Source organism: Pseudomonas sp. DE0010, assembly GCF_007680745.1.
Taxonomy (GTDB): domain Bacteria; phylum Pseudomonadota; class Gammaproteobacteria; order Pseudomonadales; family Pseudomonadaceae; genus Aquipseudomonas; species Aquipseudomonas parafulva_B.
Genome location: NZ_VEJQ01000013.1, coordinates 78,679 through 94,707, shown reverse-complemented (window position 1 = coordinate 94,707; position 16,029 = coordinate 78,679). Strand labels below are relative to the sequence as shown.

Genomic DNA, 16,029 nt, shown 5'->3' with positions numbered 1-16,029 from the left:
TCTTCGTCAACGCTGTTGACCATTGCCACACCCTGTTGATGCAAAAAAGATGAAACCTTTGGCCTGCGCGCGCCCTCAACAGTACGCGACACTGATGTCGCGCCATCGTTTAAGGAGTGAAACATGAGCAATCTCTTCATCAAGCGCGTCGGCCTTTCCATGGTGCTGGGCATGGCCTCGGTTCACGCCTTTGCTGCCAGCTCGGACGACTTCGTAGACGCGGCTACCGAAGCCGGCATCGCAGAAATCGTGACCGGCAACCTTGCTCTGGAAAAAAGCCAGAACGCCGAGATCAAGACCTATGCCCAGCACATGGTGACCGACCACACCAAGGCCAACCAGGAGCTGGCAGAAATTGCCAAGAAGCTGGACATCTCGGTGCCCGATGATGCGGCCATCACCGACAAGGTGAAAAAAATGATCCTGGAATGGCGTGACGAGTCCTTCGACAAGTCTTACGTGAACAACCAGGTCGATGCTCACGAGAAGACCGTCGAACTGTTCAAGAAAGAAGCTACTTCTTCTGACAAGGCTGAGCTCAAGGCATTCGCTGCCAAGACCTTGCCAACCCTTGAGAAACACCTGCAAGAAGCCAAGGCACTGCAAACCCAGCATGGCAAGTGAGGCGCGCATGAGTAACGACGCACTGAAAAGCGAAATCCTGACCCGACTCAACCATGCTCACCCCCATGGTCTGGGCAAGGAACTGCTGGACAACTACCGCGGTGAAAAAGCCGTGGCCGGCATGCTCAAATCGCTGCAGGACGATGGCCTGATCCACGACGGTAGCGTAAGTGTGGATGCTGAACATGAGATGACGCTCAACTACCCGATCAAGCTCTCTGCCAAAGGTGTGGAGGCGGCCAAGCAGGCTGAAGCGGATAAACCAGCTTAAGCCTGATGTCAGCTACCGCAACAAAGCGCGCCCTGACGAGGACGCATCATGCAAAAGGCCCTGATCCTGTGGATCAGGGCCTTTTGCTTGGTGTGTGTCCTTTAGGTGTTCTTCTCGACATCCCTGGGTGGTTTGGCGGGGCCTTGGGGGTCTACCTGAGGATCATCGAGGTCGGGAGAATCAGGGTCAAAGCCAAGATCATCCGGTTTATCGGCTTCGTCGGTCGAGTGGGGTCCGTGCTGCGTGCCGTGGGTTGTGCCTAGTTCGCTCATGCGGTCTTCTCCAAATGGCTGTCTAGGGAAGAAAGCCGTTGCGCCAGAAAGTTTTATTTATCTTCGCTAGCGCTTAGCTGATCCTGACATAGGCGCAACGATGCCTGGTTCTCTGTCAGCTCCCGCTCCAGCGTCTCAAGCTTTAGCGCCTGATCCCGGCACAAGACCTTGCTGTCCTCCAGCGCTTTGGCCTGTATAGCCAATTGGCGGCGCAGCTCGTCGCTGCTCCCCTGGGCCTGTGCCAGCATCGTGCGCAAGCCCTGGATCTGGGCGTCGCGCTGCTCAAGCAGCTGTTCCTGAGCCCGCCGTTCGCTGCTCGCCTGGCGATTCTCCCCTAGCAGACGCTCGTTATCTCGGTGCAGGCGAGTGAGCTCGTCTTGCTTGACGATCATGCCCTGCTGCAGCTGCCGTACTTCGACCTGCATCTGCTGCAACTGAGCCTCGTGACGACGCTGCTCGTGTTCGCGCTGCTCGCGACTAGCCGTGCGGTAGTGCTCAAGCGCATCGCGGGCGTGTCGGTGTTTGTCTTCCAGGGATTTGACCTGCTCATCCTTATCCGCCAGGCGTACTTGCAGTTCCCCCAGCGACTGGTTGAGGCTGGCGCTGCGCAGCTGCTCAGCCTGCAGGGTGCTTAGGGTGCTGTTGAGTTTTTCCGACTCCTCACGCAAGGCCGCTGCATCGATTGCGTGCTGTTGTTCAGCCGCTGCAAGCGCCTGCTGAGCTGCCGCCAAGGCCACTTCGAGCGCCTCGCGCTGCTCGGTGAAGACGCTTTCTGCCCGCTCGATCACCAAATCCGCTTCGTCTTGCAGTTGCGTCGCCAACTGACCTACCAGGCGACTCAATACCTCACTGATCGGCGCGCCGCCTTCGCAGGGCATTGGCTGCTGTCCGTTGAGCTCCTTGAGGTAGCGGTGAATGGTGGTTTTCGAGCCTGTATTGCCCAGCTCGATGCGGATGGCATCGATGCTGGGGTTCTCCCCTCTTGCAATCAGGGCCTGCCTGGCCTGTTGCACAACCACCTTGTTGATGCCGCCACGTGCCATGCGTGCTCCTACGATTTCGTAATGTTGTACGTACTATGTAATTACGTACCAATTCTGCTGGTTCGGAGCTGCTAACACAAGTGCAATCTCACATGGAATAATCACGGCTTATCGAATGTTAGGCCGATTTTGGGCCGGTTCTGGTCGCCACCAGCCCATCAAGCACGCTCATGCCGCCTTGCGGCCAGCCGTACGCACACCCCCGCTGACGCGCAGCCAGCACCTGTCAGCAACCACCGGCGTGGACGTATGGCTCAAGTGCGAACACCTGCAACCTACCGGTTCATTCAAGTTTCGCGGGGCCAGCAATGAAGTCAGGCTTTTGCCTGTGAGTGCACGTGAGCATGGCGTTATCGCCGCCTCGTCTGGCAACCATGGTCAGGCACTGGCCTTGGCCGGCAAAACCGCCGGGGTTCCGGTGACCCTTTACACCACCACTACGGCGTCAACCTATAAGGTCGAAGCCATGCGTAACCTCGGCGCTGAAGTGATCTGCCTGCCGACCGATCCCTTGAGCGCGGAGCTGGAAGCGGCCAGGCAAGCCCAGGCCAAGGGCGTGCCCTTCGTATCGCCCTACAACGATCTGCAGGTGATCGCCGGCCAGGGCACCATCGGCATGGAACTGTTCGAGCAGGCGCCAGACCTGGACGCCGTGTTCGTCGCGGTGGGTGGTGGCGGCATGATCGCCGGCATTGGCGCTGCCCTGCGTACCCTGGCACCGGGTGTCGACATCATCGGCTGCTGGCCCGAGAACGACCCGGCCCTTGAGCAGTCGCTCAAGGCCGGCAGGATCATCGACGTACCTGCCAGTGCCACGCTGTCCGACGGCACGGCAGGCGGCGTCGGGCCAGGCGCCATCACCCTGCCCCTGTGCCAGGTCTTGCTCACCGATACTTTATTGGTCAGCGAAGCGCAAATACGCGCCGCCATGCGCGACATCGCCAGCAGCGAGCGTTGGATCATCGAAGGCGCGGCAGCTGTCGCAGTGGCCGCCATGAAAAAATGCGCGGACCGGTACCAAGGCAAACGCGTAGCTGTGGTGCTGTGTGGGCGGAACATCGCCCTGGAAACCTTCCTCGAGGCCGTCAAATGAAGCTGATCACCAAGCCTCAGATCCTCGCGAGCCTCGACACCGAGCGGGCGCTCAGCGCCATCGAAGAGGGCTTTATCGCCTATTCCGCTGGCAACGTTCAGGTACCGCCTGTGCAGGCGTTTACCTTCGCCGAGACCAACGGGGATTGCTGCATCAAGTCTGCCTACAAAGTGGGCAGCCCCACCTTTACCGTCAAGGTGTCCACCGGCTTTTATGATAACCCGTCCAACGGTTTGCCCAGCAACGACGGGCTAATGATGGTGTTCTCGGCCCACACCGGCCAGCCGCTGGCCCTGCTCCAGGACCAAGGCTGGCTCACGGCGATGCGCACGGCACTGGCGGGACGGATCGCGGCCCGGCTGCTCGCGCCCTCACAGGTCAAGGCCATCGGCATCCTGGGCACAGGCATGCAGGCCAGCATGCAATTGGAGCAGTTGCGCAGCGTCACCGACTGCCGCCAGGTGATCGTCTGGGGGCGTCACGCCGAAGGACTAGGCGCTTATGTGACGATGGCGCGGCATCTTGGTTTTACCGTGCGCAGCACACACGACGCCGCGGAACTGGCGGGCCTTGCCAACCTCATCGTCAGCGCCACACCTTCGCGCGAGCCGCTGTTGCAGGCGCATTGGATACAACCGGGCACTCACATCACCGCTGTCGGTGCGGACGGCCCTGGCAAGCAAGAGCTGGACCCTGGGCTGGTCGCCAGGGCCGATCGATTGGTCGTCGACTCGATCACCCAGTGCGCCCAATATGGCGAAGTGTCCCATGCGATCGGCAAAGGCCTGGTGACCGCAAGCCAACTGGTCGAACTTGGCGCGCTGCTGGCCAGCCGAGCCCGTGGCCGGGAGTCCGACGACCAGATCACGTTGGCTGACCTGACCGGCGTCGCCGTTCAGGATGCGCAGATCGCCGATTGTGTGCTGGCGGCCATCGGCACCTGAAAGCGCCGGATTCAGAACTCGCGTTGTACCTGCGCAGGCCGGCGCCGCATCAGTACTTTTCCGTTGCGCACCGACACCAGCGCGTGGCCCTGGCTGCGCACCATCTCGTAGTCGTCCGGGGCCGAGAGCAGCAGCAGGTTCGCAGGGCGACTGGTCTCGATGCCATAGCGCTCACCCAGGTTCAAGGCGCGGGCACTGTTGTCGGTGATCAGGTCCAGGCAGCGCTGCAGGTCCTGATAGCCCAGCATGTGGCAAATGTGCAGGCCCGCCTCGAGCACGCGCAGGATATTGCCGTTGCCCAGGGGGTACCACGGATCGACGATCGAGTCCTGGCCGAAGCACACGTTCATGCCAGCACGGTCGAGTTCGGCGACACGGGTGACACCACGGCGCTTCGGATAGGTATCAAAGCGCCCTTGCAGGTGAATGCTCTCGGTGGGGCATGACACGAAGTTGATGCCGGACAGCTTCAACAGCCGAAACAGCTTCGAGCAGTAGGCATTGTCGTACGAACCCATGGCCACCGTGTGGCTGGCGGTCACCCTCGCCCCCATCTGCCGGACCCGAGCGTGTTCGGCCAGTACTTCCAGGAACCGTGACTGCGGATCGTCCGTCTCGTCGCAGTGCACGTCCACCAGGCAGCCGGTGCGTTCTGCCAAATCCATCAGGAACTGGATCGACGCCACACCCTGTTCACGGGTGTTCTCGAAATGGGGAATGCCACCAACCACATCGGCGCCGATGGCCACCGCCTCGGTCATCAATGCGCGGCCATCGGGGTACGATTCGATACCCTCCTGGGGAAAGGCAACGATCTGCAAGTCGACCAGATCACGCACTTCATCGCGCACCTCGACCATGGCCTTGAGTGCCACCAGGCCCGGCTCGGTTACATCCACATGGGTGCGCACATGCTGGATGCCATGATCGACCAGCATCTGGAGGGTGGTCTTGGCCCGGGTCTTGATGTCCTCATGGGTGGTGCTCTGCTTGCGCTGGGCCCAGCGCTCGATCCCCTCGAACAGCGTGCCGCTCATGTTCCACTCAGGCTGCCCGGCCGTCAGGGTCGCGTCGAGGTGGATGTGTGGCTCGACGAAGGGGGGTACTACCAGGTTCTGGCCTGCATCCAGGTCGGCGCCGGCCACGGGCAGCACACCCTCGTTCTGCGCAGTGATCGCGCCAATGCGCTGACCGGCCAGTTCGATGCGGTACAGGCCAGGCTTGCCACGCAGCCGTGCGTTGATGATGTTCATGCTGTCCTTCCTCGTCCTGGATCGTCTTCGAGCGCTGCGGGCCAGTTGCGGCGGTCATCCGCGTGCCCCCTTTTTCACTACAGCTTGCCAGCCAACGGCACACGGGGATAGTGGCGATCCAGGCATGCGGCTGCCTAGTCACGCCATGTCCAGACCCATCTGCCAGAAATCGGCCTCCAGCCCCGAGGCCTGGGCAAAGATCGCGGCCAGTTCGGCAAACCGCTGATCCGTCATGCTGCGCGCCGCTAATGAATCCAGGTGCGCGCGTGCAGCTGCTGCGACGGCCTGATAGCCGGCACCGGCGTATTCGCCGATCCACTCGCGATAGGGATGCGCGTCCAGATTGCCGATGCGTGCGGCCAGGGACTGCCCGATCTCGGCGTAGCCGATCACGCAGGGCGCCAGCGCCACGTGCAACTCCAGCAAGTCGCCAGCGGCACCGCAGTCCAGTACGTACCGGGTGTACGCCACGGTGGCCGGGTGCTCGGGGGCCGCCTCGATGTCAGCCTGGCTCAGCCCCCAGCGTGCGCATAGACGCACGTGCAGGTCGGTTTCGTCGAGGATCGCCGCCAGCCCCGCCTGTGCGGCACGGATATCGGCCGGTCGCCTGCTCTTATACGCCGCCAACGCCCAGGCGCGGGCAAACTGAATGAGGAAGAGATAGTCCTGCACCAGGTAGGACCGAAACGCGGCTTCGCTCAACGTGCCATCGCCCATCTGCTGCACGAAGGCATGGTCGACGTAACCGCGCCACTGCGGTGCAGCGGCCTGCTTGAGCCGATCGAAGATGTCCATGTTCATTGCGCCTCCGGGTAGATGGCGTCGAAGAAGGCCAGCTCCAACGCGACGGTGCGCTGGTGAAAGTCCTGCGCCACCGCGGCATGCTGAGGGCCGACGCGATCCAGTTCGGCGTGCAGGAACGCCACGAACGCCTGGAAATCCGGATTGTCGTGCAAGGTGATCCATTCAGCGTGGATGAAACGCGACGGCAGGGGTTTGGGCGCGCGCAGCGCCCAGTCCAGGTAAAGGCCTTCGGCGACGCTCAGCACTGCCAGCGCGGCGGCGTACGAGCGGGTGGCAGCCGCTTCGCGCATGATGGCTTTGAACGCCGCCGTGGGCACCGTGTCCATCGGCTCATCACGCTGCGCCGGGCTGACACCCAGCGCCTGGAACGCCCGCAGGAAGTAAGTGTTCTCCTCGCTGCTGATCATGCCCGCGAACCGCCCCAGGCGCAGGCGCGCCTCGAAGGTGTCGGCCGTGGCGATGGCGGCGCCCAGCAACATCAGGAAGCTGTCCAGGAAGCGGTGGTCCTGGACCAGGTAGTCGACCATGATGGGGTCAGGCAGGCTGCCGTCACACAGTTGGGTCACGAAACGATGGCCGGTGGCGGCGGCCCATGTCGTCTCGCTCTGGCGGCGCAGGGTCTGGGTGAAACCTTCGGTCATGGCGCTGTCCTTGGTGAGGGTGACAGCGAGAGCTGGGCAATGGTCATGAATCGGGTCTCGCCTTGAGACCGGCGGGAAGGCAGGCGGTATAGCACCCCATCCCTTCGCCGGCATTATCCGGATCAGGTTCGAAGGGTCACCGCGCTGCACTTGGCTCAGCGGTTTCTCAGCCCGTTATCGGGCTCCCCTTGGTAGCGGCAAGGTATACCCGACTTGACCCGCCGCTGTCATCTTTGGTTCAGCCATCACTACAGGCTATTTGCCACTAGTCATGGCGCTGTCATGTTGCTGTCGTAATGTGCGGGCCTCACACAAGGCCGGGAAACACTGCAATTGATACGACGCTCACTTTCCTCGGCGACCCTGCTCAGGCTGCTGATCCTGCTGCTGTGCGCTGCTACGCTGGCCTTTGTGTGGGGGGTGCATGTTGCTCAGAAAGCCACCGCTCGCCAGGATGCTCTGACCAACCGTGGCAACGAACATCAGCGGCTGGCCAACGTGCTCGCCGAAAACGTCAGCCAATGGCTCGACCGTGCGCACGCCGCTGCCGAAGGCATAGCGTGTGCGACCTCCTCCCCGTTCAACATCCCTGAGCAGCTCGAGGCATGCGATACATTGGTTGCAGTGCAGCTCGCCGCCCACCCCTTGGCGCAATTGCTGCAACAGGTGGATCTGGGGGGCTCGACCCGCGTGAGCATATTGCGGGCCGACGGCACGGAGCATCTGCGCCTCGGTAATCACGGCTTGTTGCCGATCACAGCTGCCTTGCAGCCGGCACTGCCAACCGATGGCACCCCTGCGGGCGTGCTGACCCAGTACTTGGAAGGTGACCCTTACCAGAGCGTCTTCAGGCATCGGCCCGAGCACGGTTTTACCCTCGTCATCAGCCAACGCGAGAACGAGATCACCGGGCCCATCGACGCGGCCTATGCCCGGCAGTTCTGGCTGACCCTGGGCATGACACTGATGATCCTGGCCAGCCTGGCCTGGACCCTGCGCCTGCTGCGCAAGCGCCAGGAAGCCTTTACGGCGCTGGAGCACGCCCAGCAGATCAACCAGCAACTGATCGGGCGCCTGGAAGACGCGCACCGGCGCAGCAGTCATGCCGCCGCCACCGATCACCTCAGCGGCCTGCACAACCGTCGTCAATTCGTCGAAGTGGCAGGTGCCGCGCTCATCCATCAGCGTGGCAGGCGCCAACTGATGGCCATCCTTTTCATCGACATGGACCGTTTCAAGTCCATCAACGACTCGCTTGGCCACAAGGTCGGGGACCTGCTGTTGCAGGCTGTGGCCGGCCGTATCCAGCGCTTGCTCGAACCGGGCGATGAAGCCTCGCGCTTTGGTGGCGATGAGTTCGTCGTACTGCTCGCAGGCGAACGCAGCGAGGAGCAGATCGATGCCTGGGTACGCGAACTGTCCCGCAGGCTCTGCGCCACGTATGCCCTGGACGGACAAGAGGTCAACACCAGTCCCAGTATCGGGGTGAGCATCTGCCCGCGCGATGGCCAGGACATCGACAGCCTGGTGCGCAGCGCCGATGCGGCCATGTATTCGGCCAAGCAGGCCGGCCGCGCGCAGTACCGCTATTTCGACCCCTCCCTGAACGTGGCCGACATCCAGGCATTTTCCCTGGAGCAGGCGTTTGGCGCTGCACTGGCAGGCAGGCAATTCGTCTTGCACTACCAGCCGCAGATAGGCCTCGATGACCACAAGGTCGCAGGCTTTGAAGCGCTTGTGCGTTGGCAGCATCCCGAGTTCGGCCTGCTCTACCCCGACCGTTTCATCGCCCTGGCCGAACGCAGCGGCTTCATCGTCGAGTTGGGCTGGGAAGTCCTTCGCCTGGCTTGCGAGGCCTTGTCGATGTGGCAAACGGAAGGCCGCCAGGTCAGTCTGGCCGTCAACGTGTCTGCCTTGCAGTTGCGTCAGCCTGACTTCACCGCGCGCCTGCTCGATCAACTGAGTGAGCACGGCATTGCCCCTGAGCATCTGGAGCTTGAGATCACCGAAACCACCATCCTCGACCCAGAGGGCCCGGCGATCGCGCATCTACACCGGCTGCGCCAGGCAGGCATCGGGATCAGCCTGGACGACTTTGGCCGAGGCTATGCAGGCTTCGCCCATCTGCATGCACTGCCTCTGAGCAAACTGAAGATTGATCGATCCTTGATCGCCTCGCTGTCCAACAGTCCGGACGACAGCCCCATCGTGGCCTCCACCATCATCCTGGCCAAACGCCTGGGCCTGGTGGTGGTGGCCGAAGGCGTGGAAACCCGCGAGCAGGTCGTGTGCCTGCGCCTGGCGGGGTGCGACGTTGCTCAGGGCTATCATTTCAGCCGGCCCCTGTCCGCCGCGCAGCTGCGTGACTACGTGCCGTTCAAGCATCAGGCGCAGCCCCTGGCCGCGTTGCACTGAAGCTAAGAAGAGCGTGCAAACCCTGGCAAACCCTTGGTACCGACAGGCCTCAAGGTTTAAGGTGGCACCACTGCATCCATCCGCCGACGCCCGCACCATGACCGATATCGAGCGCTACCTGCGCGCCGCCACGCGTGACAACACCCGCCGCAGTTACCAGGCGGCGGTGGATCATTTCGAGACGCAATGGGGCGGTTTTCTGCCGGCCACTGCCGAAAGCATCGCCCGGTACCTGGCCGACCACGCCCAGCAGCATGCGGTCAGTACCCTGCGCCAGCGCCTGGCGGCCCTCAGCCAGTGGCACATCAGCCAAGGCTTCCCCGACCCCACCAAAGCACCGGTGGTGCGCCAGGTCCTGCGCGGCATCCGCACGCTGCATCCCACCCCGCCCAAGCAGGCAGCGCCATTGCTGCTGCAACATGTGCAAACGGCCGTGACCTGCTTCGAGGAAGAAGCCCGCCAGGCCCAGGCGAACCACGACATGGCCGGGCTGCGGCGCGCCCGGCGCGACACGGCGCTGCTGCTGTTGGGGTTCTGGCGTGGCTTTCGCGGCGATGAACTGGCGCGCTTGCGGGTCGAGCACATACAGGCCGAAGCGGGCGTGGGCATCACGCTGTTCGTGCCGCGCAGCAAAGGCGACCGCGAGGCACTTGGCGTGCAGCACCGCACCCCTGCCCTGAAGGCCCTATGCCCGGTAACGGCCTACCTGCAATGGCTGCAGGTGGCCGGCATCGCCCACGGCCCGGTGTTCCGCAAGCTCGACCGCTGGGGCAATCTCGGTGACCAGCCGCTCAACAGCAACAGCCTGGTGGGCCTGCTGCGGCGCATGTTGACCCGCGCCCAGGTGCCAGCTGCGCTGTATACCGGTCACTCATTGCGTCGCGGCTTCGCCACCTGGGCCAGCGCCAATGGCTGGGAGCTCAAGTCGCTCATGAGCTACGTAGGCTGGAAGGACGCCAAGTCTGCGCTGCGCTACATCGATTCGACGCAGCGTTTCGGTGACCTGGCCCTATTACCCAACACACCCCTGCCGGTGCTGGCATCATGAACTGCGCGCTTCATCTGCTCAGACGCGCTTGACCCAGGCCCAGAGCCGACCGATGTCACAGGCGCGGGCTTGCAGCAGGCGGGCGGTGTCGCGGCAGGCCTGTTCCAACGTCATGGGGCCGTCCACCAGCGCAAAGGCGGCATCTACCCCATGGGCGTACAGCTGCTGATAGCCCTCGCCGAGCATGCCCGCCAGCACGACCACCGGCACGCCATGACGCTTGGCGACCCGGGCCACGCCCATCGGCGTCTTGCCGCGCAGGGTCTGGGCATCAAAACGGCCCTCCCCGGTCACCACCAGGTCCGCGTCCCTGACATGCGCTTGCAGGCCGGCCAGTTCGGCCACCACTTCCACGCCGGCCCGGAACTGGGCACCCATGAAGGCCCTGGCCGCAAAGCCCATGCCCCCGGCGGCGCCGCAGCCTGGGTAATCACGCACATCCTGGCCCAGCAAGCGGGCGCAGTGGTCGGCGAAGTGACCGAGCGCCTGGTCGAGGGCCTGAACCTGTTGCGGGCTGGCCCCCTTCTGCGGCCCGAAGATGGCCGATGCGCCCTGGGGGCCGCACAGCGGGTTGTCCACATCAGCCGCCACTTCGAAATTTACGTGCGCCAGGCGCGGGTCCAGCCCGCTGGCATCGATCCGTGCCAGGCCGGCCAGGGCCAGGCCACCCTCGGCCAGTGGCTGATCGTCCGCATCCAGCAGTCGCAGGCCCAAGGCGCGCAGCATGCCACTGCCCGCATCATTGGTGGCACTGCCGCCGATCGCCAGCACCACGCGCTGCGCGCCGGCGTCGAGCGCCGCGGCGACCAGCTCACCGGTGCCCCAGGTGCAACTGCGGCAGGCGTCGCGCTGCCCGGTGGGCACCTGTTGCAGGCCGCTGGCCTGCGCCATTTCGATGATCGCGGTGCGGCTCTGGGGCAGCCAGCCCCAGCCCGCCGCCACAGGTGTGCCCAAGGGGCCGCGCACGGTAAGCCGGCGCAGCTCGCCGTCGCTGGCGGCAAGAATGGCCTGCATCGTGCCTTCGCCACCGTCGGCCATGGGGCACTCGATCAACTGGGCGTCGGGCAGTGCTTCGGCCAGGCCAGCAGCGATGGCGCGCGCCACGTCTGCCGCCTCGAGGCTGTCCTTGAACGAGTCAGGCGCGATGACGATCTTCATGATGATTCTCCTGTCCGGGTAGCGGCATGCTGACAGCTGGCCCGCGAAGCGGCGTCGGTCAAATGCACAAACCGCCCGACGGATTGTTTGGGCAGATGCCAGCGCCAGGCGACAGTGCCCAGCCGGCTATGGCTATCGAATGGGCAGCAACTGCAGCCCCAGGTACAAACTGAGCATGCCCTCCAGGCGCATGGGGTCCACCTCGCCCAGCTCGGCGATGCGTTCAAGCCTGTAACGCAGGCTGTTGCGGTGAATACCCAGCGCCTCGGCACACGCCTGGCTCTGACCATCATGGGCACACCAGGCACGCAGCGTAGCCAGCAATTGCCCACTGCTGTCGCGAGCCTGGATGCGCAGCAACGGCTCGAGCAGTTCGTCCAGCGCCTCATCGTTGCGATGGCGCCAGAGCAAGGCTGGCAGGCGATAGCGCTGCAAGCTCAGCAGCCGTTCCTGGGGCACCACCTCACGCCCATAGGCGAGCAGGTCGCGCACACGCCGGTAGCCGCGGCGCAGCTGCTCAAGGCCTTGCGCGGCGGTACCCATGGCCGAGCGCTCCACTGCCCAACCGTGCCGCTCGACGCGCTCGACCAGCCGTGATGCCTCCAGCGCCACGCCTGCCGGGCGACACCACAGCAGCGAGTGGCGCGCTGGGCTCACGCACCAACTGTCGGGGTAGCGGCTCATCAGCCAGCCTGCCAGCGCTTCGGCATCGGGCCCGCTGGCCAGCTCGAACAGGCAGGGAATGCGTGGTAGCTGCGGTTTCAGGCCCAGTTGGCGTGCCTCGTCCAGCAGCCGTGAGGCGTCGCCGGTCCCGCCCAGCAGCAAGGCCAGCAAATCGTCGCAGCGCTGCTTGCGCCACTGCTGGTCGGCCTGCAGGTGACGCTGGGCCAGCAACATTTCGGCGGTCATGCGCACCAGCTCGGCATACACCCGAACCTGCTGCGGATCACCCGTCAGCCCCAAGACGCCCATCAGGCGGTCGTCGAGCATCAGCGGCAGGTTCACCCCAGGCTGCACCCCCTTCAGGCAGCGTGCGGCCTCCTGGTCGAGCTCCACGATACGGCCATTGGCGAGCACCAGCTGGGCGCCTTCGTGTCGTGTGTTGATGCGCTCCGGCTCGCCGCTGCCCAGGATCAGGCCCTGGCTGTCCATGACATTGACGTTGCAGGGCAGAATGGCCATGGCGCGGTCTACGATATCCTGTGCCAGGTCGTGGTCGAGTTCGAACATTCAACGGTCCTTGGGGGCGTGCGGTTGGGCTCGGGCACAGCAGCAAGGCCCATGGCCTGTGCAAAAGCACAAAGACAGCCACGCCGCCGTCCCCGAGACTCGTTCAGGCGAGCGCCGGAACAGGCGACGCGGTGACAACCATAACAACAGAGAACCCGATCATGGCACACAGCCCCGCCCCTGACCAAGGCACGGACACCACCCGCAATGCGCTGTACCGGCGCATCACCTTGCGGCTGATTCCGTTCATTTTCATCTGCTACCTGTTCAACTACCTCGACCGCGTCAACGTCGGCTTCGCCAAGCTGCAGATGCTCGACGCGCTCAAGTTCAGCGAAACCGTCTACGGCCTCGGTGCCGGCATCTTCTTCATCGGCTACGTCCTGTGCGGCCTTCCGAGCAACCTGGCGCTCAACCGCTTCGGCCCACGGCGCTGGATCGCCTTGATGATGATTGCCTGGGGCAGCTTGTCCACCTGTCTGCTGTTCGTGACGACCCCCACCGAGTTCTATGCCCTGCGCCTGCTCACAGGTGCCGCCGAGGCAGGCTTCTTCCCAGGCGTGGTGCTGTACCTCTCGCGCTGGTTCCCCGGTGCGCGCCGTGGCCGCATCATGGCCTTGTTCATGTCCGCGATCCCGGTCTCGGGCCTGTTGGGCAGCCCGTTCTCCGGCTGGATCCTCGAGCATTTTGCAGCCGGGCAACATGGCCTTGCCGGCTGGCAATGGATGTTCCTGATTCAAGGGCTGCCGACCGTTGCGCTCGGCGTGCTGGCGGCGTTCCTGCTCAGCGACGGCTACCAGAAAGCGGCCTGGCTGAGCGATGATGAACGCCGGCTGATCGCCGCCGACCTGCAGGCCGATGCCGACAGCAAGCCGCCCACCACGGGCGACAGCGTCCTGGCCGTGCTGGCCAACCCGCTGATCTGGACCTTCGGCTTCATCTATTTCTGCATCCAGAGCGGTGTGTACGCGATCAACTTCTGGCTGCCTTCGATCATCAAGAACATGGGCTTCGACAACCCCCTGCTCATTGGCTGGTTGAGCGCCATTCCCTACTTGCTGGCCGGGGTTTTCATGATCCTGTGCGGGCGCTCGGCGGACCTTCGCAACGAGCGCCGCTGGCACCTGGTAGTGCCAATGCTGATGGGCGCCGTGGGCCTGCTGATGGCGGTGAATTTTGCGTCTACCCCGGCGATCGCCATCCTTGGCCTGTCCATCGCCACCATGGGCGCCCTCACCGGCCTGCCGATGTTCTGGCCGATGCCCACGGCCTTGCTCAGCGCGGGTGCGGCCGTGGCGGGCCTGGCCCTGATCAACTCGGTCGGCCAAATGGCGGGCTTTCTCAGCCCTTATCTGGTCGGGTTCATCAAGGACCAGACCGGCTCGACCGATGCTGCCCTCTACGCCCTGGCGGCGCTGATCGTGGTGGGTAGCCTGGTGGCCCTGCGCGCCACCCGTACCCTTACGCCCGCCCCTGCCACAGCCGACTGACGGTCGCGCCAACGGCGCTTGCTCGCACGGGTCATGCGGTCCCGTGCGAGCAAGGTTGACCACCCCTTGTTCCCTGTACGGCGCTCCAGTCGTCAGCTCGACGCAGCCCGACCGGGCAACTCGGCGTCGAACCCTTCCAGAGGCCCCCTTTGGAGAATTCACCATGACCGAACACGCCGTGGCCCGACTGGCCGACCTCGATGAACACACCCCCCTGCGCGTGGAGGCCGGTAACGAAGAGCTGATCATCGTCCGTCAGGGCGATCAGGTGCGTGCTTTCCAGGGCAACTGTCCTCATGCAGGCGCGCCGCTGGATGAGGGCCGCGTCTGCGGTGGCTTGCTGATTTGCCCATGGCACAAGGCCGCGTTCGCCGTGGACGAGGGGGCCGTGTGCGAGCCCCCTGCCCTGACCGACCTGCGCCGCTACAAGGCCTGGGTCAAGGGTGACCAGGTGTGGGTGGACGACCGTCCTTTGCCCAAGGCGCGCCCGCCCCGGCACAGCGATGCGCGGTGTTTCGTGGTGCTGGGGGCCGGTGCGGCAGGCAGTGCCGCCGTGGCCACGTTGCTCCGCCAGGGTTTCAATGGTCGCCTGGTGTGGATCGACCAGGAGCGCCAGCCGGCCTACGACCGCACGGCCTTGAGCAAATTCGTGCTCGCAGGCCAGATGGCCCCGGATGAGGTGCCGATGCTGCTGGAGCCTGATGACCTGCGTATGGGGCAACTGGAGCGTCGGCACGCCAAGGTCCGCTCGCTCAATGCCCAGAAACGCCAGCTCCTGCTGGCCGACGGCCAACGCATTGACTATGACGCCTGTCTGCTCGCCACGGGCGCCAAGGCCCAGCGCCCGGATATCCCGGGGCGTGACCTGCCTGGCGTCTTCACGCTGCGCTCGCGCGCGGACGCGGCGCAACTGCTCGATGCCGTGGAACCGGGCAAGCCGGTTGTGATCGTGGGCGACAGTTTCATCGGCCTGGAAGCGGCCTCGGCGTTGAGCGAATACGGTGCCCAGGTCCATGTAATCGGACGGCACGATGTCCCGCTGGTCAAGCAGCTGGGCGAGCGCATCGGCCGGGCGATTCGGGCCTTGCACGAGCGCAAGGGCGTCACTTTCCATGGCCCGGCCGAGGTGACGGCGATCGAAGGCGTAGATCAGGTCGAAGCGGTCGTGCTTGGCAGCGGCGAGCGCGTGGGCTGCCAGGTGGTGCTGCTGGGAACGGGGGTAGCCCCGGCCACGGCTTTTCTCAATGGGGTGTCGCTGGCCGACGACCATGGCGTGCCGGTCAACGGTGAAATGCAGGTGGCCGAAGGCCTGTGGGCGGCGGGTGACATGGCCACCTTCCCACTCGCCGGCCAATCGGTGCGCATCGAACACTGGCGGCTGGCGCAGCAACACGGCGTCATCGCCGCGGCAAACATGCTGGGCGAGCAGCGCCGCTACGCCGACGTGCCGTTTTGCTGGACCTATCACCATGGGCAGCGATTTGAAGTACTGGGCCACGCTCGGCAGTGGGACGCCATCACCTTCGTCGGCGCCCCGGAAAGCGGTGATTTCATTGCGCTGCAATGCCTGGCGGATCAGGTACAGGCCGTGGTCGCCAAGGGTTATGCCTCAGCCATGATGCAGCTGTCGCAACGCATGAAGCGGCCGCTGACCACCGCCGAGGCACTCGAACTGATCCACTGAGGGCCCTGGCCGTGTGTCTGGGCTGGTAGCGCGCCATCAGCTAGGGTTATCTTCACCCC

15 protein-coding genes and 1 riboswitch are annotated in these 16,029 nt (G+C 64.3%); of the genes, 8 read left to right on the top strand and 7 right to left on the bottom strand.

Going from position 1 to position 16,029, the window contains the following annotated elements; translation table 11 throughout:
- The first annotated feature begins 123 nt into the window (after positions 1–123).
- Both FS767_RS12150 and FS767_RS12145 read left to right on the top strand, forming a co-directional pair.
- Complete coding sequence (locus FS767_RS12150) at positions 124–624, top strand: DUF4142 domain-containing protein (RefSeq protein WP_144965814.1); 501 nt, start codon at positions 124–126, stop codon at positions 622–624.
- 7 nt (positions 625–631) lie between these two features.
- Entirely contained in the window at positions 632–895 is a 264-nt protein-coding gene (locus FS767_RS12145) for a hypothetical protein (RefSeq protein ID WP_144965812.1), read from the top strand.
- Positions 896–996: 101 nt separating this feature from the next.
- Here the strand turns inward: FS767_RS12145 and FS767_RS22850 are convergent, their stop codons facing one another.
- Both FS767_RS22850 and FS767_RS12140 read right to left on the bottom strand, forming a co-directional pair.
- Positions 997–1,167: a DUF6021 family protein gene (locus FS767_RS22850; RefSeq protein WP_178102734.1), complete on the bottom strand. Its 171-nt coding sequence runs from the start codon at positions 1,165–1,167 to the stop codon at positions 997–999.
- 53 nt (positions 1,168–1,220) lie between these two features.
- Complete coding sequence (locus FS767_RS12140; protein WP_144965810.1) at positions 1,221–2,210, bottom strand: DNA-binding protein; 990 nt, start codon at positions 2,208–2,210, stop codon at positions 1,221–1,223.
- 115 nt (positions 2,211–2,325) lie between these two features.
- On the opposite strand from FS767_RS12140, the gene FS767_RS12135 reads away from it, so the two are divergent.
- Both FS767_RS12135 and FS767_RS12130 read left to right on the top strand, forming a co-directional pair.
- Complete coding sequence (locus FS767_RS12135) at positions 2,326–3,303, top strand: threonine/serine dehydratase (RefSeq protein WP_144965808.1); 978 nt, start codon at positions 2,326–2,328, stop codon at positions 3,301–3,303.
- The gene (locus FS767_RS12130) at positions 3,300–4,247 is read left to right on the top strand and encodes an ornithine cyclodeaminase family protein (protein ID WP_144965806.1); all 948 of its coding nucleotides are present in this window, start codon (positions 3,300–3,302) and stop codon (positions 4,245–4,247) included. Before FS767_RS12135 ends, FS767_RS12130 begins: the two co-directional genes overlap by 4 nt.
- An 11-nt stretch (positions 4,248–4,258) precedes the next feature.
- Here FS767_RS12130 and codA read toward each other — a convergent pair whose 3' ends face one another.
- From codA to FS767_RS12115, 3 genes are all read right to left on the bottom strand, one after another.
- On the bottom strand, positions 4,259–5,500 hold the full coding sequence (gene codA, locus FS767_RS12125; protein WP_144965803.1) for a cytosine deaminase: 1,242 nt from the start codon (positions 5,498–5,500) through the stop codon (positions 4,259–4,261).
- A gap of 138 nt (positions 5,501–5,638) precedes the next feature.
- Positions 5,639–6,301, bottom strand: coding sequence for a thiaminase II (gene tenA, locus FS767_RS12120; RefSeq protein ID WP_144965801.1), 663 nt, complete (start codon positions 6,299–6,301; stop codon positions 5,639–5,641).
- A complete protein-coding gene (locus FS767_RS12115) occupies positions 6,298–6,945 on the bottom strand; it encodes a TenA family protein (RefSeq protein ID WP_144965799.1) in 648 nt (215 codons plus the stop codon). The genes tenA and FS767_RS12115 overlap by 4 nt, the downstream gene beginning before the upstream one ends.
- A gap of 82 nt (positions 6,946–7,027) precedes the next feature.
- Positions 7,028–7,144, bottom strand: a riboswitch (TPP riboswitch).
- A gap of 134 nt (positions 7,145–7,278) precedes the next feature.
- Here FS767_RS12115 and FS767_RS12110 point away from each other — a divergent pair.
- Entirely contained in the window at positions 7,279–9,360 is a 2,082-nt protein-coding gene (locus FS767_RS12110; RefSeq protein WP_144965797.1) for a bifunctional diguanylate cyclase/phosphodiesterase, read from the top strand.
- Between the two features lie 61 nt (positions 9,361–9,421).
- Entirely contained in the window at positions 9,422–10,408 is a 987-nt protein-coding gene (locus FS767_RS12105; RefSeq protein ID WP_144965795.1) for a site-specific integrase, read from the top strand.
- Positions 10,409–10,426: 18 nt separating this feature from the next.
- On the opposite strand, the gene FS767_RS12100 is transcribed toward FS767_RS12105, so the two are convergent.
- A complete protein-coding gene (locus FS767_RS12100; protein ID WP_144965793.1) occupies positions 10,427–11,566 on the bottom strand; it encodes a glycerate kinase in 1,140 nt (379 codons plus the stop codon).
- 132 nt (positions 11,567–11,698) lie between these two features.
- The gene (locus FS767_RS12095; RefSeq protein ID WP_144965791.1) at positions 11,699–12,796 is read right to left on the bottom strand and encodes a sugar diacid recognition domain-containing protein; all 1,098 of its coding nucleotides are present in this window, start codon (positions 12,794–12,796) and stop codon (positions 11,699–11,701) included.
- Between the two features lie 161 nt (positions 12,797–12,957).
- On the opposite strand from FS767_RS12095, the gene FS767_RS12090 reads away from it, so the two are divergent.
- Together FS767_RS12090 and FS767_RS12085 are read left to right on the top strand one after the other, a co-directional pair.
- Complete coding sequence (locus FS767_RS12090) at positions 12,958–14,286, top strand: MFS transporter (protein ID WP_144965789.1); 1,329 nt, start codon at positions 12,958–12,960, stop codon at positions 14,284–14,286.
- 163 nt (positions 14,287–14,449) lie between these two features.
- Positions 14,450–15,970, top strand: coding sequence for an FAD-dependent oxidoreductase (locus tag FS767_RS12085; protein ID WP_144965787.1), 1,521 nt, complete (start codon positions 14,450–14,452; stop codon positions 15,968–15,970).
- Positions 15,971–16,029: the final 59 nt, after the last annotated feature.